Raw genomic sequence first — 20,508 nt, 5'->3', positions numbered from 1 at the left:
GGGACGAGACATGGAAACTGAAACGAACGACTGGGCACTCTTCGCCGTTATGTTCCCCTTCGGGCTGCTGCTCTTCGTCGGCGGATTGCTGGTCTACAAACAAATGATGGTGCCCCCGGCCCTGGATGACCGGTTCACTGGAAAGCCCTCGCTCGCCTGCACCTTCCTGGGCATGTGGCTCATGCTTCTGCCGGCTTCGAACTTCCGGGAAATAACCTCCAGCGACATCATTTTTGTTCCCTATGCCCTGCTGACGTTCGCCTGCCAGGGCATAGGGATACTCGGCTGGCTCTGGATGCCCAAGTTTATGCAACCGGCGTGGTTGAAGGAGGCTGACCGGCTCAAGGCCCGCGGCAAGGTTCGGCGTATCAGGCAGTACGTCAAAGGGAAGGACAAACGATGACTACGGCTGCCCAAGGATTCAGCTACGAGCGCCTGCATGCTTTCAACCTGCCGCGTCCGGATGGCTGGGAGCGGGTCGAGACGGAAGCCGGGGTGCTGGCAGTAGCTCATCCGCCGGTGGCGGATGGAGACTTCCGGCCCAACATGGTGTTGCGCGGGGAACCGGCAGACGGGATTTCCATTGCCCGGTTCGCGACAGCGGCACTGGCCTCAACGCTCGAAGAGTTCCAGGACGTTCGGATTCTCTCCAACGATCTCTGGAGTCCGGAGGCGTTGGGCACGGAGGCATTGGGCACGGAGGGCAGCGGCCGCAGGCAGCGGTTTGTCCACCGGGCAGGCCGTCATCCGGTCTGCGTGGACCGCTGGATCTGGATAGATGACGGGTTCGTCATGGAGGCAACCGCCAGCTACACCATTGAGCAGCACACCGGAATGAAACTCCTGTTTGAACAGATGGTCCGGGATATCCGGATCAACACCGCCGTCCGGGATATGCCCGGTAGCCAGGCCGTCCGGGAAGGCCGGCGAGACATCGATCGGATAGCCCCGCAGGAGCCCCGGCTGGACGATTATGCCTCCCGGTGCACGGGTGCCGAGTTGGAAGATTTGGGCAGCATCGCTGCAGCACAACCCTATCGGGAAGGCGGAATGCTGCTGCCGATTCCGGCCCTGGAACTGCTCGATACGCTTTTGGTGAGGGACCGGTTGGGACGGTTTCAACGGAAGGATCCGTCTGTGGCGACGCTCCAAGCCGCAGGTCTGCTTACGGCCGCAGCAAAGCTGACTCCGGCAGGGGAACAGTTCCTCCTGCCCGTCCGGAAGTTGGATGCTTCCTTCCAAGTGGAAGTATCCAACGCAGCGGGAGGCTCAGTGCTGCAGGCCTGGATCGGCGGCGGACTTGGGAAGATCACTGCCGGGCCGTCGCTGTTCCCCGCTGCGTCGGCGGCCGCGGCCTTTGGGCCCGATGATGTAGCCGCCAGCATTATGCAGGCCAACATGGTGCCTAAGCGGATTGCAGACTGGGCAGGTCTTTCTCCGGGCTGGAGCATCCCGCACGAGCCGGTGGTGCTGGGCATGGACCACTATGAGGCCCGGCTCAAGTCGGCGCGGACCCCGGCACCGAAGACTCTGGATCAAGCTGCGGGGCAGATGTGGCAGCAACCGTGGGCCGAATGGCAGATCCTGAACGAACAAACCGGCGGGTGGTTCGGCTGGGTGAACGCCGGGGTGGCCGGGCAATACCGGCTTTCACCCGCTGATGGATATCAGGAGCATGGCCGCACCGTTCGTCTCGAACCCATGTCCCCGGCCGTCGTCTGGGACATGCTGGTGCGGTTCATCCACTGCACTGTGGAAGGGATTCCGCTCCGGTTGCCCGAGGTGCCGGGATTCAACGGCTAGGCGAAGTACACGCCTATCCGGTTGCCCTCGATCTCTTCGATCCGGATATCGATTTCGTAGATATCCTTCAGGACCTCGGGCCGCATGATCATGGACGGCGGCCCCTGGTGCAGGAGCCTGCCGTTGGCCATGGCAATAATGTCGTCGGAATAGCAGGAAGCGAAATTGATGTCGTGGATAACCAGTACCACCGTCTTGCCGAGCTCGTCGGTGAGCCGGCGCAGCAGCCGCATCATTTCCACGGAGTGCTTCATGTCCAGGTTGTTCAACGGCTCATCCAACAGCAGGTAGTCGGTGTCCTGGGCCAGCACCATGGCAATAAATGCACGCTGCCGTTGACCGCCGGAGAGCTCGTCAACAAACCTGTCCGCAAGATCCGACAGGTCCAGGAAAGCCAGGGACTGCTCTATCTTCTCCCGGCACACCGACGTCGGACGCCCGCCGTTGTGCGGGTACCGTCCGAAGCCGACAAGATCGCGAACGGTCAGCCGCACGGTGAGATGGTTGTCCTGCCGCAGGATGGCCATCTTCCTGGCCAGGTCCTTACCCGGTGTTTTCACGACGTCGAGGCCGTCCACAGTCACCGTTCCCGCGTCAGCGGGCAGCAGGCGGCTGATCATGGAGAGCAGCGTGGACTTGCCGGCACCGTTGGGGCCAATGATCGAGGTAACTCCGCCTTCCTTGATATGGCAGCTCACCCCATCAACAACGGTGGTGCCGGCATATTTTTTGGTGACGCCGTTGACGGAGATCATTTGATGGAGCCTTTCAGGAGCAGGATCAAAAAGACGATCCCGCCGACGAATTCAATGACAATGCTCAGGGCTGTATCGAACGCAAACACGCGCTCAAGGACCAGTTGGCCGCCCACCAGGGCAATGATGCCCAGCAGCACTGCAATGGGGACAACAGCGGCGTGCTTGAAATGCGAACACAGCTGGTAAGCCAGGGAAGCCACCAGCAGACCGAAGAAGGTAACGGGCCCCACCAGAGCGGTGGACACCGCAACGAGCACCGAGCAAATCACCAGCACCAGCGTCACCGTGCGTTTGTGGTTGATGCCCAGGTTGATCGAGGTTTCCCGGCCCAGCGAAAGCACATCGAGTGAGTGCCGCAGGCGCCAGGCCGGAACCGTGACGATGGCTGCAGCGATCAGCGAGTAGCCGAGCAGCTTGGCATCGACGTTGTTGAAGGACGCAAAAAACAGGTCCTGCAGGATGATGAACTCGCTGGGCTCGATCAGCCGCTGCAGCAGTGAGGACACACCCCGGAACAGCGTGCCCAGCACAATGCCCACCAACAGCATCAGATGGAGGGACTTGCCGCCGCCGGTAAACAGCCACCGGTACAGCAGGAACGAGAACCCCACCATCAGGGCAACTTCCATGCCGTAACGCAGCGGATCGGACATGGCGAGGACAAGGCCGCCACCGAGGGTGAACACCAGGATGGTTTGGATCAAGACGTACAGGGCGTCGAAGCCCATAATCGAGGGCGTCAGGATCCGATTGGCGGTGACAGTTTGGAACAATACGGTGGAGACGCCGACGGCGTAGGCCACCAGGATCATCGAACCCACCTTAACGGCGCGGCGCGGAAGGACATAGCCGACGTTTCCGCGCAGATCGATGGTCATGAAGACCACCACCAGGGCGGCTGCCGCCAAGGACAGCAGGATGATCCAGAACCTGGGGGAGAGGTTGCGCACCGGACGGCGGCGCTGCACGGTAAGTGCGGAGGGAAGGGCGCTGACTGGACTGCTAGGCACGGGCGGAGGGCTTTCTCAGGAGCAGGTAAAGGAACAGGGCGCTGCCAATGGCGGAGACGATGACCCCCACCGGAATCTCGTACGGGTAACGGATGGTCCGGCCGATGATGTCGCACGCCAGGACGAAGCCGGCCCCGAAAATGGCAACCCACGGTATGGCCCGGCGGACATTGTCCCCGATCATCAGCGAGACCAGGTTGGGAACGATCAGGCCCAGGAACGGCACCGAGCCGACGCTGACAACCACGACGGCGCTGATCAGGGACACGATGATGAGGCCCAGCGTCATCACCCGGTTGTAGTTCAGGCCCAGGTTGGTGGTGAACTCCTGGCCCATGCCTGCGACGGTGAAGCGGTCAGCTGCCAAATAGCCGATCAGGGTCAGGGCTCCTACAATCCAGAGCAGTTCGTAGCGCCCGCGCAGTACGCCGGAGAAATCTCCGACCATCCAGGAATTGAGGGTCTGCAGCAGGTCGAACCGGTAGGCGAAGAACGTGGTCACGGCCGCAATAACGCCGCCAAGCATGATTCCCACGAGGGGAACGATCAGCGTGTTGCGCAGCGGAATCCGGCGCAGGACCAGCAGGAAGAGGGCGGTCCCGGCCACGGCGAAGACGGTTGCGGTGGACATTTTAAGGAACAATGAGGCCCCCGGCAGGAACACCGTTACCACCAGGATGCCCAGGGAAGCGGACTCCACTGTGCCCACTGTGGACGGCTCCACGAACTTGTTGCGGGCCATCAGCTGCATGATGAGACCGGCGACGCTCAGCGCCATCCCGGCAAGAATGATGCTCAGGGTCCGGGGAACCCGGCTGATCCAAAAGATGTCCCACGCGTGTTCGTCGCCGGAGAGCAGGCCGGGAAGCGAAACGTCGCTCACGCCGACAAACATGCTGACAACGGCAAGCACCAGGACAGCTGTTCCTCCCAGCAGAAGCTTGGTTCCGGGGCCGAGGAACCGGCGGCGGCCGGAAACAGCAGTGGCCCCGGCGGCTGCCGGGGCGGTGGGGGTTAGCGCAGTGGTCATGGTGCGTTCCGTCTCCCCCGCCGGCCGGCCCTGCTCCCGGGGGAGGGAGGAAGGCCGGCCGGCAAGGATTGGCAGGTGGGTTGGACGGTTAGGAGATGCCGTCCTGAACAGCGCTGACCATGGAGTCAACATTGTTCAGGCCGTAACCCACGAGATACCAGCTGGAGGAATCGAGCATGGTGATGCGGTCATTCTTGGCGGCCTTGGTGCCCATCACGAGTTCGTTGTCCAGTACAGCGGAGGCAACTTCACCCGCATTGCCCACCGCGACGTCGCGGTCGATGACAAACAGGTTGTCCGGGTTGATCTCGGCAACGTATTCGAAGGACACGGATTCGCCGTGCTGTGCTTCGGACTTGATGTCGGCAGCAGTGGAAACCCCGAGGACGTCATGGATCAGGCCGAAGCGTGAACCTTCGCCGTAAGCGGTCATTTCACCGCCGCTGGTCATGATGATGAGGCCGTTGCCGGCGTCGGCGGCGGTTGCCTTGGTGTCCTCCACCTTGGTCTCGAGTGCAGCGAGCTTCTCTTCAACTTCGGCTTCCTTGCCGAAGATGTCACCGATGATCTCGGTGTTGGAGATGAAGGAATTCCACGGATCCGCAGCGTCGGTGCTGAGGTTGATCGTGGGGGCGATCTTGGAGAATTCTTCGTAGGAGTCAGCGGTGCGGCCGGACATGATGATCAGGTCCGGGGCGCCGGCGCTGATGGCCTCGAAGTCGGGCTCCTTCATGCTGCCGATCTTGGTGTAGTCATCGGAGCCGTACTTGGAGAGGCTTTCGGGGAAGTTTGCGGCGGGAACGCCGTCAACCTCGATACCCAGGGCATCCAGGGTGTCCAATGCGCCGAGGTCGAACGTGTAGACAGTCTCCGGGTTCACCGGAACTTCGGTGGTGCCCTGGGTGTGTTCAACGGTAACCATGGTGGGCTCGGACGCATCGGCGGTGGCGTCCGCGTTGGCCGAAGTGTCTGATCCGCAGGCGCTCAGGGCCAGGAGGGAGGCGAGGGCGGTCCCGGCGACAAAGCGGGACTTGAGGGTTTTCTTCACGTCAGGGGGCTCCAGCTGTTCGGGTCTATCGTCCGGCCCGGCGGGGGAGGCCCGCCAATAGGACACAGATGTTTGCGTATTTAGGACATATAAATGTTTGCTAATTTTGCGCGCCTTTGAAAACTACAGGGTTAGGTGAGGCTAAGCAACTTTTATGTCCCGGTGAGCGGGCTTTGGTTACGGGGCGTCATGACGCGGCAAAGTAAATTGGCACTCACCTTGACCGAGTGCCAGCCCTTGCATAAAGTCGGAGTTAGCACTCTCCCTGTGAGGGTGCTAATTCCTGAGGGAAGCGCCAACCGGCACCGCGACGACGGCCAGCGCCCACCGACGGTCCCTATCCGTTAGTAACTACGCAAAGGAGAGCCCGAGTGTCGGTCTCTATTAAGCCCCTTGAGGATCGCATTGTTGTCCGCCCCCTCGAAGCCGAGCAGACCACTGCTTCCGGCCTCGTCATTCCGGACACTGCAAAGGAAAAGCCCCAGGAGGGCGAAGTTGTTGCAGTAGGCCCCGGCCGCGTTGACGACAACGGCAACCGCGTTCCCGTGGATGTTTCCGAGGGTGACGTTGTCATCTACTCCAAGTACGGCGGAACCGAAGTCAAGCACGGCGGCTCCGAATACCTGGTGCTGTCCGCCCGCGACGTACTGGCCATCGTCGTTAAGTAGTTGAAAAAGGGAGACCCCGGCCAATCTGGCCGGGGTTTTCTGATGCAGGTGCAGATGTAGCTGTCGGAAAGGACACACACATGGCAAAGCAATTGGAGTTCAACGACTCCGCCCGCCGCTCGCTGGAGGCCGGCGTCGACAAGCTGGCCAACGCCGTCAAGGTGACCCTCGGCCCGCGCGGCCGCAACGTAGTGCTCGCCAAGACCTGGGGCGCTCCCACCATCACGAACGACGGCGTGACCATCGCCCGTGAAATCGAGTTGGATGATCCGTACGAGAACCTCGGCGCCCAGCTGGCCAAGGAAGTTGCCACCAAGACCAACGATGTTGCCGGTGACGGCACCACCACTGCCACGGTGCTGGCTCAGGCCCTGGTCAAGGAAGGCCTGCGCAACGTTGCTGCAGGCGCCGCTCCGGGCCAGCTGAAGCGCGGCATGGAGACGGCCGTGGAAGCGGTAGCTGCACGGCTGCTGGAAAACGCCAAGGAAGTTGAAGGCAACCAGGTTGCCCACGTAGCTGCCATCTCCGCCCAGAGCATGGAGATCGGCGAACTGCTGGCCAAGGCCTTTGACACCGTCGGCAAGGACGGCGTCATTACGATCGAGGAATCCTCCTCGACGCAGACCGAACTGGTCATCACCGAGGGCATGCAGTTCGACAAGGGCTACCTGTCCCCGTACTTCGTCACTGATCCGGAGCGCCAGGAAGCCGTCCTCGAAGACGCGCTGATCCTGATCAACTCCGGCAAGATCTCCTCGGTTGCCGAGTTCCTGCCCCTGCTTGAAAAGGCACTGCAGACCTCCAAGCCGCTGTTCATCATTGCCGAGGACATTGAAGGCGAAGCCCTGTCCACCCTGGTGGTCAACAAGATCCGCGGCACCCTGAACGTGGTTGCCGTCAAGGCACCCGGTTTCGGTGACCGCCGCAAGGCCATGATGCAGGACATCGCCACCCTCACCGGTGCGCAGGTTGTCTCCCCGGACCTGGGCCTGAAGCTGGACCAGGTTGGCCTTGAGGTGCTGGGCTCCGCCCGCCGCATCACGGTTACCAAGGACAGCACCACGATTGTCGACGGAACCGGCTCCGAATCCGACGTCGCTGACCGCGTGGCTCAGATCCGTGCCGAGATCGAGCGCACGGACTCCGACTGGGACCGCGAGAAGCTGCAGGAACGCCTGGCCAAGCTCTCCGGCGGCATTGGCGTCATCAAGGTTGGCGCAGCCACCGAGGTGGAACTCAAGGAAAAGAAGCACCGCATCGAAGACGCCGTGTCCTCGACGCGTGCGGCCCTTGAAGAGGGCATCGTGGCCGGCGGCGGTTCCGCGCTGGTCCACGCTGCCAAGGCCCTGGACACCGACGCGGAGGTGCTGAAGCTGGAAGGCGACGCCGCCACCGCCGTCGGTCTGGTGCGCCGCGCACTGGCACAGCCGCTGCGCTGGATCGCCGAGAACGCGGGCGCCGAGGGCATGGTTGTTGTCGCCAAGGTCACTGACCTCGAGGTCAACAACGGCTTCAACGCCGCGACGGGTGAATACGAGAACCTGATCGAGGCCGGCATCATTGACCCGGTCAAGGTCACCCGTTCGGCGCTGCGCAACGCCGCATCCATCGCCGCTCTCGTCCTCACCACCGAGGCACTTGTGGTGGAGAAGCCGGCCGATGACGAAGAAGATCACGGCCACCAGCACTAGGTGACACAGGGGCCCCGGCGCTGCAGCAGCATTTTGCTGCGGCGCCGGGGCCTTTTGCTTGCCCGGCTGTGAGTGATGCCACCAGTAAGGATTTGGAATAGGGACCGGCGGTCTTTCGTTTTAGGATGTAAGGAAGCCAGCCGGTCCCGTTTCCGGCGTTTTCCCCATCCCTCCGGTCCTTCCGCGAAAGAGGCGCAGTTTTGAGCCAGCAGTCCACAGAGCATGACCCGTTCGGCTTCATCGGCCTGACGTACGACGACGTCCTGCTGCTGCCCGGCCCCACGGACGTCATTCCGTCCGAGGCGGACACCTCCTCACGCCTGTCCAAGCGGATCACCGTCCAGACACCGCTGCTTTCGGCCGCGATGGACACGGTGACCGAATCCCGCATGGCAATCGCCATGGCACGCCAGGGCGGACTCGGTGTCATCCACCGCAACCTGTCCATCGCAGACCAGGCCGAGCACGTGGACCGCGTCAAGCGCAGCGAATCAGGCATGATTACCAACCCGGTGACGATCTCCCCGGACGCCACCCTGCAGGAACTGGATGACCTGTGCGCCCACTTCCGTGTCTCCGGCCTGCCCGTTGTGGATGCGGACGACAAGCTGCTGGGCATCGTGACCAACCGCGACACCCGTTTCATCCCGCGTGCCGACTACCCCGGCCGCAAGGTTCATGAAGTCATGACCCGCATGCCGCTGATCACCGGCCGCGTGGGTATCAGCGCCGAAGAAACCGTGGAACTGCTGGGCAAGCACCGCATCGAGAAGCTGCCGCTGGTCGACGACGACGGCCGCCTGCAGGGCCTGATCACGGTCAAGGACTTCGACAAGGCCGAGCAGTACCCGCTGGCCACCAAGGACGAGGAAGGCCGGCTGCGTGTCGGCGCCGCGATCGGTTTCTTCGGTGACGGCTATGAGCGTGCCATGACACTCGTTGACGCCGGCGTGGATATCCTCGTCGTGGACACCGCCAACGGCCACAGTGCAGGCGTGCTGGACATGATTGCCCGCCTGAAGAAGGATCCGGCGGTGGCGCACGTGGACATCATTGGCGGCCAGGCAGCCACCCGCGAAGGCGCCCAGGCGCTGATCGACGCCGGCGCCGACGCCATCAAGGTGGGCGTGGGTCCCGGATCCATCTGCACCACCCGCGTGGTGGCCGGAGTGGGCGTTCCTCAGATCACCGCCATCTACGAAGCTGCCAAAGCCGCCATCCCGGCAGGCGTGCCCGTGATCGCCGACGGCGGCCTCCAGTACTCCGGCGATATCGGCAAGGCCATCGTTGCCGGCGCAGACACCGTCATGCTGGGCGGCCTGCTGGCCGGTTCCGCCGAAAGCCCGGGGGACCTGGTCTTCGTCAACGGCAAGCAGTTCAAGTCCTACCGCGGCATGGGTTCACTCGGTGCCATGCAGAGCCGCGGCAAGAACACGTCCTACTCCAAGGACCGCTACTTCCAGGCCGATGTCCCCAGTGACGAAAAGCTGATCCCCGAGGGCATTGAAGGCCAGGTTCCCTACCGGGGTCCGTTGTCCGCCGTCGCTCACCAGCTGGTGGGCGGCCTGCGCCAGACCATGTTCTATACCGGTGCACGCACCATCGAAGAGCTGAAGCAGAAGGGCAAGTTTGTCCGGATCACCCCGGCCGGCCTCAAGGAATCCCACCCGCACGACATCATGATGACGGCGGAGGCGCCGAACTACGGCACCCGCCGCTAACTTCGGAACCGACGGCAGCAGCCGCATCCATCCTCCAAATGACGGGGAAGGATGCGGTTGCTGCTGCTTTAAGGCCCGGCTTCCAAAGCTGGGATAACCTAGAGGCGTGAGCAATGAGATAGAAATTGGCCGTGGCAAGCGTGGGCGCCGAGCCTACTCCCTCGATGATGTGGCAATTGTGCCGTCCCGGCGGACGCGGGACCCGCAGGATGTTTCAATCAACTGGCAGATAGATGCCTACCAGTTTGAAATGCCGGTCATGGGAGCCCCCATGGACTCGGTGATGTCCCCGGCCACCGCTATTACGATGGGCCGCCTGGGCGGATTGGGCGTGCTGAACCTTGAAGGGCTGTGGACCCGCTACGAGGACCCCCAGCCGCTGCTGGACGAGATCGCGGTCCTCAGCGAAGATAACTTCAATCCCGCGGCCACCCGCCGGCTGCAGGAAATCTATGAAGCACCCATCCAGGCGGAGCTGATCACCTCCCGCCTGGCCGAGGTGCGCGACGCCGGTGTGACCGTTGCCGGCTCCCTGACCCCGCAGCGCACCCAGGAGTTCTATAAGACCGTCCTGGCCGCCGGCGTGGACATCTTCGTCATCCGCGGCACCACCGTCTCCGCCGAGCACGTCTCCAAGACCGTTGAGCCGCTGAACCTCAAGCAGTTCATCTACGAACTGGACGTTCCCGTCATTGTGGGCGGCGCGGCCGGCTACACCCCGGCCCTGCACCTGATGCGCACCGGAGCCGCCGGCGTCCTGGTCGGCTTCGGCGGGGGAGCGACCACCACCACCCGCCGGGCACTGGGCATCCATGCCCCCATGGCAACCGCGATCGCGGACATCGCCGAGGCGCGCCGCGATTACATGGACGAGTCAGGCGGACGCTACGTCCACGTGATCGCCGACGGCGGAATGGGCACCAGCGGTGACATCGTCAAGGCAATCGCCATGGGCGCGGACGCCGTGATGCTCGGATCGGCTCTGGCCCGGGCGGAAGAAGCTCCCGGACAGGGATGGCACTGGGGCCAGGAAGCCCACCACAGCGAACTTCCCCGCGGCGACAGGGTCCGGCTGGACACCGTCGGCCCGCTGCAGGAAGTTCTCTGGGGCCCGTCGCACCACACCAACGGCACGTCCAACCTGATGGGTGCCCTGCGTCGTGCCATGGCCACCACGGGTTACTCCGATGTGAAAGCCTTCCAGCGCATTGAGGTGCTGGTCGCGCCCTACCTATCCGCCATGTAGTTCCCTACAGTGGCTGCAAAGACCACTGCGCCGCCAGCGCGTCCCAGAGAGGAAATCTTGACCATGAGCAAAGATGCACTCAGTCCGGAATACCGGGAGGACGCCCTGGCGGCGCTGCGTTCCACGGCGGAGCCCGGCCAGCAACTGGACATCCTGATTGTTGGCGGCGGCGTGGTGGGTGCCGGTGCCGCCCTGGACGCAGTCACCCGCGGACTCAAAGTGGGCATGGTGGAGGCCCGGGACTGGGCGTCGGGCACGTCGTCGCGTTCCTCCAAGCTCATTCACGGCGGTCTGCGCTATCTGGAGATGCTGGATTTTGCCCTCGTAGCCGAGGCGCTGAAGGAACGCGGCCTGCTGATTCAGCGGATTGCCCCGCACCTGGTCAAGCCCGTACCGTTCCTCTACCCGCTGACACACCGGTTCTATGAGCGGCCCTACGTTGGCGCCGGCATCATGCTGTACGACACCATGGGCCTGACGTCCGGTAATTCCCGCGGGGTGCCGATGCACAAGCACCTCAGCAAAAAAGCCACGCTCCGGGCTGCGCCCAGCCTGAAGGATGACGCCATGGTTGGCTCCATCCGCTACTACGACGCCCAGGTGGACGACGCCCGGTACGTTGCCAACATGGTCCGCACCTCAGCGCACTACGGCGCCACCGTGGCCAACCGGGTGTCCGTGGTGGACTTCCTTCGCGAGGGTGAGCGTGTAGTTGGTGCCCGGGTCAAGGACTCCGAGACCGGCCGGGAATTCGATGTGTTCGCCCGCCAAGTGGTCAATGCCACCGGCGTGTGGACCGACGAAACCCAGGCCATGGTGACGGACCGGGGACAGCTGAAAGTCCGGGCGTCCAAGGGTGTGCACCTGGTGGTTCCCCGCGACCGGATCCAGTCCACGGTGGGCATGATCCTGCGCACGGAAAAATCCGTGCTGTTCGTGATCCCGTGGGGCCGGCACTGGATTGTGGGCACCACGGACACCGACTGGAATCTGGACAAGGCACATCCCGCAGCAACCTCGGCGGACATCGACTACTTGCTGGAGCATGTGAACAGCGTGCTGAAAACTCCGCTGACGCGCGAGGACGTTGAAGGCGTCTACGCCGGCCTGCGGCCGCTGCTTGCCGGCGAGAATGATTCCACGGCCAAACTCTCCCGCGAACATGTGGTGGCCCACCCCGTGCCGGGGCTGGTGGTTGTTGCCGGCGGCAAATGGACCACCTACCGGGTCATGGCGAAGGATGCCGTGGATGAGGCCGCCCGCGCGCTGGATGGGAAGGTTCCGGAAAGCTGCACCTCCACCATCCCGCTGCTGGGTGCGGTGGGCTATAAGGCTGCCTGGAATCTCCGGCACCGCACTGCGGAGCACTATGGAGTCCATGTGGTCCGGGTGGAGCATCTGCTCAACCGTTACGGATCCCTGGCCAACGAGGTGCTGGAACTGATCCGTGCCAATCCTGAGCTGGGGGAGCCCCTGCCCGGAGCGGACGATTACCTGCGCGCCGAAGTGGTGTATGCCGCCACGTCCGAGGGTGCCCGGCATGTGGAGGATGTCCTGGCCCGGCGCACCCGCATCTCCATCGAGTCGTGGGACCGGGGAGTCTCCGCTGCCCCGGTTGTGGCCGAACTCATGGCGCCCATCCTGAACTGGAGTCCGGAACGGGTGGAGCAGGAAGTGGCCCACTATGAGGCGCGGGTGGAAGCCGAGCGGCTCAGCCAGGAACAGCCCGATGATGTTTCGGCCGACGCAGCACGGTTGAAGGCCCACGACATCGCTCCGCTGGCCTGAACCGGAACCGACGGAAGTGGAACCTGAACTCTCCCTGAATGAAAAGGGCGCGGTCCTGACGGTCCCTGAAATGGTCATCCTGCAGATGGAAGCGGCCGACCGCTCGGATGCGGCGGCCCAGCTTGCCCGGCGGATGTACGACCAGGGACGGATCCGTAATTTGGAGGTGTTCCTGGAGCAGGTCAATGCCCGGGAACACCAAATGGCCACGGGGCTGCCCGGCGGCATCGGCATGCCTCACGCGCGCAGCGAGGAAGTGGTGCAGACCTCTATTGCCGTGGGGATCACCCGCTACGGGCACAGCATTGATTTTGGTGCGTCGGACGGGCCGGCCACCGTGATTCTGCTGATAGCCACGCCTGCCAAAGCCTTCTCTGAACACTTGGAAGTCCTGGCCACCATCGCGCGGTCGCTGTTCCGCCCGGCCTTCCGGGATTCGCTCCGCCGGGCCAACGACGCCGAAGTCATTTCCGAACTGATTAACTCCTCGCTGGTGTTTTTTGACCATTGACGGCGCCTGCTGATGCCGCGGGTGCCGGAGCAGCGCACAGCAGGCATTGGGTTTTCTACACGGGTACGAAGTACGGTTAAGGGGTGCTGAAAACTGCCCTGCAACCCCGCTGGATCGCCGCCCTTCTCTTTGCGCTTGCGATTTCGACGGTCTTCGTGCTCCTGAGCCAGTGGCAGTTTTCGACCGCCGAGAGCGAGCTGCCGCCCGCCGCAGGCGAAACCGAAAACGTCCGTCCCCTCACCGAGGTGTTCACGCCGGGTGTGGAACTGATGGGCACCCAGGCGGACCAGATGGTCTCCATGAACGGTTCCTTCCGTGGTGAGGACACCGTACTGATCGACCAGCGGCTGTACGACGGCGACCGCGGATACTGGGTGGTCACCGCATTCGCCGTCGAGGGAGCCCCGGACGGCGCCGTCATGCCGGTGGTCCGCGGCTGGGTTGCCGAGCCCGGCGATGCCGAACCCGCCCCGTCCGGGGACGCCGCCGTCGTCGGCCGCCTGCTGCCGCCCGAAGGACCCATCGCAAAGGCACCTGAAGAGGAAGGGGTCCTGCCCAGCCTCTCCAGCGCCGAACTGATCAATGTCTGGGACACCCCGGGGTATGCGGCGTTCGTCACTGCTAACGAGATCACGGTGGACGGTGAGGCTCCGGAAACGGGAGACATGCGCGTAGTCGACGTGGATGCGCAGCCCCAGGAAACCTCAGTGAACTGGATGAACATCTTCTACGCCATCGAGTGGGTGGTCTTCGCCGGGTTCTCCGTCTTCCTGTGGTGGCGCCTCGTGGCGGATGCCCACCAGCGTTCCCTCGAGGACGATGACGATTATTACGACGAAGACGACGACGACGACGAAGACGACGAGGGCCCCGTCCCGGGGCGTCCGGCACCGACCAGTGAGGTACAGAAGTGAGCGATCCAGTACAGGCCCCCGCCGGGGCACCCGCAGCAGGCAAGAAACCCCGCCGGAAAAAGCGCCGTTTTGGCGGCACCCACGCCCAGATCCGTTCGGCCCTGACCTTTTACAAGGTGTCTTCCTACGTCACCGGTGTGTTTCTTCTCCTGCTGTGCGTTGAGATGATCCTCAAATACGGGCTGAAGATCGAGGAGATGACCGTTGGCCCGCTGAACCTTTTCACGGGTGTGCTGATTGCCCACGGCTGGTTGTACGTGGTCTACCTGCTGGCTGACTTCCGCCTGTGGCAGCTGATGCGCTGGCCGTTCTCGAAGTTCATCCTGATTGCCCTGGGCGGTGTGGTGCCCTTCCTGTCCTTCATTGTGGAGGGCCGTACGCACAAACAGGTCCTTGCGGAACTCGCTGCACATCCGGAAGCGGCCAAGCGCTACTGAGGCACCGGCCCCCACGCGGATGTGCGGCGCGGATGCTCCGGCGACTATCCTTGAAGCGTGACTAATTCCGCGACCCCTCCCATAGAAGAGCGCCCTGTCCTAGTTGTGGACTTCGGCGCCCAGTACGCCCAGCTCATTGCCCGCCGGGTACGCGATGCAGATGTCTATTCCGAGGTGGTGCCCCACACCTGGACCACGGAACAGATCCTGGCGAAGAACCCGGCCGCGATCATCCTTTCCGGCGGCCCTTCCAGCGTTTACGCCGAAGGCGCCCCCGCAGTCAGCGAAGGCCTGTTTGAGGCAGGTGTTCCGGTCCTGGGCATCTGCTACGGCTTCCAGGCCATGGCCAACGCCCTGGGCGGCAAGGTCGCCAAAACCGGCCTGCGCGAATACGGCTCCACCGACGCCACCGCCGTCGGAGGCCCGCGCTCCATCCTTGAGGGCACGCCGGAACAGCAGAACACGTGGATGAGCCACGGTGACAGCGTCCAGGAAGCTCCGCCCGGATTCGACGTGCTGGCCACCACGGCCGGTGCCCCCGTTGCGGCTTTCGCCAACGAAGAGAAGCAGCTCTACGGCGTCCAGTGGCACCCGGAGGTGAAGCACTCCGCGCACGGCCAGTCCGTCCTGGAGAACTTCCTGTTCAAGGGCGCACGCCTGGACCGCAGCTGGACCACGGGCAACATTGTGGAAGAGCAGGTCGAACGCATCCGCGAGCAGGTGGGCAGCTCCCGCGTGATCTGCGGGCTCTCCGGCGGCGTCGACTCCGCAGTTGCCGCAGCACTGGTGCAGCGTGCCGTCGGCGACCAGCTGACCTGCGTGTTCGTGGACCACGGCCTGCTGCGCGAAGGTGAAGCCGAGCAGGTGGAGCGCGACTTCGTGGCATCCACCGGCGTCAACCTCTACGTCGCCAATGAGCAGAAGCGCTTCCTCGAAGCCCTCGCCGGTGTCACGGATCCGGAAACCAAACGCAAGATCATCGGCCGCGAGTTCATCCGCGCGTTCGAAGAAGCTGAGCGCGCCATCATGGCCGAGGCAGCTGCTGCCGGTGAACCCATCCGCTTCCTCGTTCAGGGCACCCTGTACCCGGACGTCGTCGAATCCGGCGGCGGCGAGGGTGCAGCCAATATCAAGAGCCACCACAACGTGGGCGGGCTGCCCGAGGACCTGAAGTTCGAGCTGGTGGAACCGCTGCGCGCCCTGTTCAAGGACGAGGTCCGCGCCGTGGGCCGCGAGCTGGGCCTGCCGGCTGAAATCGTCGGACGCCAGCCGTTCCCCGGCCCCGGCCTGGGTATCCGCATCATCGGCGAGGTCAACCAGGAACGCCTGGACCTGCTCCGCCGCGCAGACGCCATTGCCCGTGCCGAGCTCACCGCAGCCGGCCTGGACAACGAAGTGTGGCAGATGCCGGTTGTCCTGCTGGCCGATGTGCGCAGCGTGGGCGTCCAGGGCGACGGCCGCACCTACGGACATCCGATCGTCCTGCGGCCGGTTTCCAGCGAAGACGCAATGACCGCTGACTGGTCACGCCTGCCGTATGACCTGCTGGCACGCATCTCCAACCGCATTACCAATGAAGTCGACGGGATCAACCGCGTGGTGCTGGACGTAACGTCCAAGCCGCCGGGAACCATCGAGTGGGAGTAGATTGACCGCGGGGGACAGCCGAACAGGCTGTCCCCCGCGTTGCTATGTCGGGTAAACCCGGCAGGAAGCGATAGTTTGGAAGGTATGCCAATTTGGTCAAGAACGTCGCGCGGAAGTGCAGAAAAGAGGGCACCAGTGTCTGAGCAGAATCCCGGGGACAACGCCTCGGACTTCCTGCTGCCGTGGCTGGGACAACTGGGACAGCATGCCGGATCGGACACGTTGCTTCACTTCACCCCGTCACCCTCCAACAGCATCGACCTGACCCATGCGCACCCGTCCGGGCTGGCCCAGCTGCTGGCGGGACGCCGCACGCGCCTGTCCACGCTGCTGCGCGACTCAGAGCAGTACGGTGCCGCAATGAAGGCCGGGCGCCTGCTGCGAGCGAAAATCTACGAGCTCGGCACGGACCGCGGCATCGACGTCGGCTACCTGGCCGCCGGCACCGCCTCCTGGCGCTACGCTGACGACGAGGCCGTCCGCCCCGAGTCGCTCACCGCTCCGGTCCTGCTGACCCCGGTCTCGCTGACCGTGCACCCCTCACAGGACGACTATGAGCTGCAGCTCACCGACAAGGCAGCCCTGAACCCCGCTTTTGTCCGCCACCTGCAGCATGAACAGGGCCTGGACATCGACGTCGAGGCACTGGCGCGTCTTGCCTACGGCACCGCGAGGTTTGATCCGCATCCGGTCCTGGAAAAACTGCGGGCCGTCACGGAGGGGGTCCGCGGCATCAACATTGAACACCGCCTCCTGGTCTCCACCTTCGCTGATCTGTCGGATCTGGCTGAAGACAGCGCCCTGGACCCCGCCCACCCCATCCTGCGGGCCCTGATGGACTCCGCACGCGGCACGGGCAGCGCCGCCCCGGAGGCCAAGGATCCCGCACTTCCGCCGTTGGATGACCGGCTACCGGCCGATGAGCTGCTGGTACTGGATGCCGACCATGAGCAGCAGGACGTCCTGGACCTGATCCTGGACGGCCAGTCACTGGTGGTCTCCGCGCCTCCCGGAACCGGACAGACGCAAACTGCCCTCAATGCCGCGGCTGCGCTGGTCCATGCCGGGAAGTCCGTGCTCGTGGTGGCCGAACGCCGCGGCACGCTGAATCAGTTTGTCTCCGCGCTGGATTCCCTGCACCTGGGATCCGCCGTGCTCCAAATCAACGCCGGCCTGACTGAGCAGCAGTTGAAGGATCAGTTGATTCGGGCCATCGTCCGCAACGAAAAGGCTGCGGACCCGGATCTGGAAAGCCTGCACAAGGTTCTGGTCTCCAACCGGCACCAGCTGCGCGACCACGTGAAGTCACTGCACAACGTTCGCCGGCGCTGGGGCTGCTCGCCCTACCAGGCCATGCAGTCCCTGGCGGAACTCACGTCCATGAGCCCTGCCCCGGCCACCACTGTCCGGCTCAAGCGCAGTGTCCTGGACAGCATCACGGACCGGACCGAGCTGACCGGAAGACTGCGCCGGGCCGCGGAACTGGGCAGCTTCAGCCGTGCCGCCACCACCAGCCCCTGGTTTGGCGCCAAGCTGCTTAACCGCAAGGAAACGGAAGAGGCGTACGAGCTCACCCAAAGCCTGGCCCGGGACCTGCCTGAACTGCGCGCACAGGTGCAGTCTGTTGCCGAACATTCGCAGATCCGCCTTGGTGAAACCTTTGCACAGTGGGGCGAGCAGCTGGAGCTGCTGGTCGCGGTGCGTGAAAGCCTGGACAAGTTCACCCCGGACATCTTCGACCGTCCGGTCAGTGACCTGATTTCCGCCACGGCGTCCTCGTCCTGGCGGCGTGAACGTGCCGTGGACATGAGCTCCATGACTCGGTCCCGCCTGCGGCGGGTCGCCAAGGAGTACATCCGGCCCGGGGTGCACATTTCAGACCTGCACTCCTCACTGGTTGAGGTCCAGCAGCAGCGCGCCGTGTGGGGCCGCTACGCCACTACGCAGCGCCACCCCTCGGTGCCCACCGGGCTGGCAGACATCAACCGGTCCTACATCACCGTCAAGGAACAACTGGACACCCTCACGGGCATTCTCGACGGGACACCGGCCAAGCCGAACCTCGCCGAGCTGACGCTGGATGAGCTGGAGAAGCAGCTCGATGCGCTGGCCGGGGACCGGGAGACGCTGGAAACCCTGCCCGAACGCACCCTCCTGCTGGACGAAATGCGCGGCCAGGGTCTGGGCGAGCTGCTGGATGACCTCGAAGCCCGTGAAGTCCAGCCGCGGCAGGTTGGCTATGAGCTTGAGCTTGCCTGGTGGCAGTCGGCTCTTGAAGCGATGATCAGCGGCGATGATTATTTGGCTATGTCCGACGGCGACAGCCTGCGCCGGCTTGAAGCCGAATACCGTCTGGCGGACAACGCGCACATTGCCTCCGGCAGTGCCCGGGTGCGGTTTGCCCTCGCGGACAGGTGGCGCCGTGGAGTGAAGGCTGCGCCCTCCGAAGCAGCCGCTCTGCGCGACGCCATCAAGAACGGTCCGCTCACCCTGCCGGACCTGTGCGCTCAGTCAACCGAGCTGGTTTCCGCACTGCTGCCGGTCTGGGCCGCCAGTCCGCTGGTCCTGCCCATGGTGCTGCCCGGCACCAGGTCCTTTGACGCCGTCATTGTCCTCGACGCCGAATCCACCTCCCTGCAGTCCGCGGTTCCCGCCCTGGCACGGGCAGCCCAGGTCATCGCTTTCGGCGACGGGGAGCTTGGCGGTCCGAGGCCGTTCACGATTGGCGTTGAACCCTCCCGGCCGGCGGGGGAGCCGCATGACCTCGTCAGTGTTTTCGAAGCCCTGACCGCCGTCCTGCCGACCCGGACGCTGTCCACCGTGTACCGCGGCACTGACCGTGCACTCATGAACCAGCTGAGCCGCAGTTTCTATGACGGCCGCCTCACCATGGTTCCGCGCGGCGCCGAGGTTTCTTCCGGTGAACGTCCGCTCACCGTCGAATACCTGGCGGACGGCACGGGCATGCCCAGCGCCGACCACGAGGGCGTCGAAAGCGTCGCCGCCGAGGTCAACCGCGTTGTTGACCTGGTCTTCGAGCACATCCGCCGCCGCCCGCACCAGTCCCTGGCAGTTGTCACGGCCAGCCCGCGGCACGCCGTGCGTGTTGCCGAGGCAATCCGGGTGCAGATGGCCAATTTCCCCTGGGCCTCCGACTTCTTCACTCCGGGCAAGGAATCCTTCCGGGTGGTCCCCGTGGACCGCGCGGCCGGACTGGTACGCGACAGCGTGATTTTCTCGCTCGGGTTCGGACGCACTCCCCACGGCCGTGCACTGCACACCTTCGGGCCGCTGTCCGCGTCCGACGGGCGGGGAAAGTTCCTCACCGCCATGACCCGTGCCCGCAGCAGGCTGCATGTCCTGACCTGTTTCCGGCCGGAGGACCTGGACAAGTCCCGCCTCGGGTATGGTGCCCTCGATTTCTACGACCTCATCAAACGGGAACTGGACCAGTCGGTGCCTTCCGCCGCCCAGCGCAGCGAAGCTGCGGAAACGGGTTCGGCACCCCGCGGAGCCGAGAACATCGCAGGCGGGATCATGGAGGAGGATCCGCTGGTGGCTGACCTCGTCAACCGGCTGCGGGCCCGCGGTGCCAAAGTGTGGGACCACTATCAGGGAGCCATCGATATTGTGGCTACCGTTGACGGCAGCAACGCCGACGGTGAACCCGCCGTGCCGATGGCCATCGAGTCCGACGGCACCGAGCGGTACCGGACAATGAGCGTGCGTGAGCGCAGCCGGCTGCGGCCCCAGCTGCTGGAACGTCTGGGGTGGCGCTATATGCCGCTGTGGACCATTGAGGTTTTCAGCGATCCGTCAGCCTGCGCGGATCTGGTGGGACGATACCTCAACCTGCCCGCACCCAGGGAAGGTGAAGGAAAGCCGGTCCAGTCCGTGGGGACTTCCGTCAGCGGGTCGCTTGCCCGCCGCGGCAGCATCCCTTCAAAGCCGCACGGCAGCAGCCGGATCAGGGAACGCGGCACGGTGGCACCCAAGCCCGAGACTGATCCTGATGCATCAAACCGGGAGGCGCGGCGGCCGTGACGCCCCGGAAGCCACACCGCCGCGCGAGCGGGGGCACCGTCCCCCGCCCGCTGCCGGCACGGAAGGAAGAAGCCCCGCCTGAACTCAAGGCCAAGGCCGCGGAGGACGATCCCCGGGTGTGGGGCGATGAGCCCGAGGACCGGGACACCTGGCTGCTCGAGCAGCGGCCGCCGCACTGGGACTGACACTGCC

General features: G+C 64.2%; 17 protein-coding genes. 13 read left to right on the top strand and 4 right to left on the bottom strand.

From position 1 onward, the window contains the following. Positions 1-10 precede the first annotated feature (10 nt). Together CXR03_RS01695 and CXR03_RS01690 are read left to right on the top strand one after the other, a co-directional pair. Complete coding sequence (locus CXR03_RS01695) at positions 11-403, top strand: hypothetical protein (protein ID WP_104101553.1); 393 nt, start codon at positions 11-13, stop codon at positions 401-403. Then, complete coding sequence (locus CXR03_RS01690) at positions 400-1,803, top strand: hypothetical protein (RefSeq protein ID WP_104101552.1); 1,404 nt, start codon at positions 400-402, stop codon at positions 1,801-1,803. The genes CXR03_RS01695 and CXR03_RS01690 overlap by 4 nt, the downstream gene beginning before the upstream one ends. Here the strand turns inward: CXR03_RS01690 and CXR03_RS01685 are convergent. From CXR03_RS01685 to CXR03_RS01670, 4 genes are all read right to left on the bottom strand, one after another. Beyond that, on the bottom strand, positions 1,800-2,558 hold the full coding sequence (locus tag CXR03_RS01685; protein ID WP_104101550.1) for an ABC transporter ATP-binding protein: 759 nt from the start codon (positions 2,556-2,558) through the stop codon (positions 1,800-1,802). The two genes, CXR03_RS01690 and CXR03_RS01685, sit on opposite strands and share 4 nt — an antisense overlap. Then, a complete protein-coding gene (locus CXR03_RS01680) occupies positions 2,555-3,571 on the bottom strand; it encodes an iron chelate uptake ABC transporter family permease subunit (RefSeq protein ID WP_258073450.1) in 1,017 nt (338 codons plus the stop codon). The genes CXR03_RS01685 and CXR03_RS01680 overlap by 4 nt, the downstream gene beginning before the upstream one ends. After that, a complete protein-coding gene (locus CXR03_RS01675) occupies positions 3,564-4,601 on the bottom strand; it encodes an ABC transporter permease (RefSeq protein WP_104101548.1) in 1,038 nt (345 codons plus the stop codon). The genes CXR03_RS01680 and CXR03_RS01675 overlap by 8 nt, the downstream gene beginning before the upstream one ends. Positions 4,602-4,689: 88 nt before the next feature. Further along, positions 4,690-5,649 carry a siderophore ABC transporter substrate-binding protein gene (locus CXR03_RS01670; protein ID WP_258073449.1) on the bottom strand — a complete coding sequence of 320 codons (960 nt, stop codon included), beginning with the start codon at positions 5,647-5,649 and terminating at the stop codon, positions 4,690-4,692. Positions 5,650-6,020: 371 nt separating this feature from the next. Here CXR03_RS01670 and groES point away from each other — a divergent pair, with 371 nt between their 5' ends. The 11 genes from groES to CXR03_RS01615 all read left to right on the top strand — a co-directional run bounded on the left by groES (position 6,021) and on the right by CXR03_RS01615 (position 20,501). Beyond that, the gene (gene groES / locus CXR03_RS01665) at positions 6,021-6,317 is read left to right on the top strand and encodes a co-chaperone GroES (RefSeq protein ID WP_104052684.1); all 297 of its coding nucleotides are present in this window, start codon (positions 6,021-6,023) and stop codon (positions 6,315-6,317) included. 80 nt (positions 6,318-6,397) lie between these two features. Further along, the gene (gene groL, locus CXR03_RS01660) at positions 6,398-8,008 is read left to right on the top strand and encodes a chaperonin GroEL (RefSeq protein WP_104101547.1); all 1,611 of its coding nucleotides are present in this window, start codon (positions 6,398-6,400) and stop codon (positions 8,006-8,008) included. A gap of 200 nt (positions 8,009-8,208) precedes the next feature. Next, positions 8,209-9,729 carry an IMP dehydrogenase gene (guaB, locus tag CXR03_RS01655; protein WP_104101545.1) on the top strand — a complete coding sequence of 507 codons (1,521 nt, stop codon included), beginning with the start codon at positions 8,209-8,211 and terminating at the stop codon, positions 9,727-9,729. Positions 9,730-9,835: 106 nt separating this feature from the next. Beyond that, on the top strand, positions 9,836-10,975 hold the full coding sequence (locus CXR03_RS01650; protein ID WP_104101544.1) for a GuaB3 family IMP dehydrogenase-related protein: 1,140 nt from the start codon (positions 9,836-9,838) through the stop codon (positions 10,973-10,975). Positions 10,976-11,038: 63 nt separating this feature from the next. Next, positions 11,039-12,763, top strand: a complete 1,725-nt coding sequence (locus CXR03_RS01645; RefSeq protein WP_104101542.1) for a glycerol-3-phosphate dehydrogenase/oxidase — start codon at positions 11,039-11,041, stop codon at positions 12,761-12,763. 70 nt (positions 12,764-12,833) lie between these two features. Further along, entirely contained in the window at positions 12,834-13,274 is a 441-nt protein-coding gene (locus tag CXR03_RS01640; RefSeq protein ID WP_104102747.1) for a PTS sugar transporter subunit IIA, read from the top strand. A gap of 83 nt (positions 13,275-13,357) precedes the next feature. Further along, the gene (locus tag CXR03_RS01635) at positions 13,358-14,188 is read left to right on the top strand and encodes an SURF1 family protein (RefSeq protein ID WP_258073448.1); all 831 of its coding nucleotides are present in this window, start codon (positions 13,358-13,360) and stop codon (positions 14,186-14,188) included. Beyond that, positions 14,185-14,625, top strand: coding sequence for a DUF3817 domain-containing protein (locus tag CXR03_RS01630; protein ID WP_104101541.1), 441 nt, complete (start codon positions 14,185-14,187; stop codon positions 14,623-14,625). Before CXR03_RS01635 ends, CXR03_RS01630 begins: the two co-directional genes overlap by 4 nt. Positions 14,626-14,682: 57 nt before the next feature. Then, complete coding sequence (gene guaA, locus CXR03_RS01625; protein ID WP_104101539.1) at positions 14,683-16,272, top strand: glutamine-hydrolyzing GMP synthase; 1,590 nt, start codon at positions 14,683-14,685, stop codon at positions 16,270-16,272. A gap of 84 nt (positions 16,273-16,356) precedes the next feature. Continuing rightward, positions 16,357-20,316 (top strand): DUF4011 domain-containing protein, encoded by a 3,960-nt coding sequence (locus CXR03_RS01620; protein WP_258073447.1) that lies wholly within the window; start codon positions 16,357-16,359, stop codon positions 20,314-20,316. Beyond that, positions 20,313-20,501, top strand: a complete 189-nt coding sequence (locus tag CXR03_RS01615; protein ID WP_104101537.1) for a hypothetical protein — start codon at positions 20,313-20,315, stop codon at positions 20,499-20,501. The genes CXR03_RS01620 and CXR03_RS01615 overlap by 4 nt, the downstream gene beginning before the upstream one ends. Positions 20,502-20,508: the final 7 nt, after the last annotated feature.

Origin of the sequence: Arthrobacter sp. 08Y14 (assembly GCF_002929455.1) — a bacterium.
Classification (GTDB): Bacteria; Actinomycetota; Actinomycetes; order Actinomycetales; family Micrococcaceae; genus Arthrobacter_B; species Arthrobacter_B sunyaminii.
The sequence above is the reverse complement of the archived record's forward strand: the minus strand, read 5'-3'. Positions and strand labels throughout refer to the sequence as shown.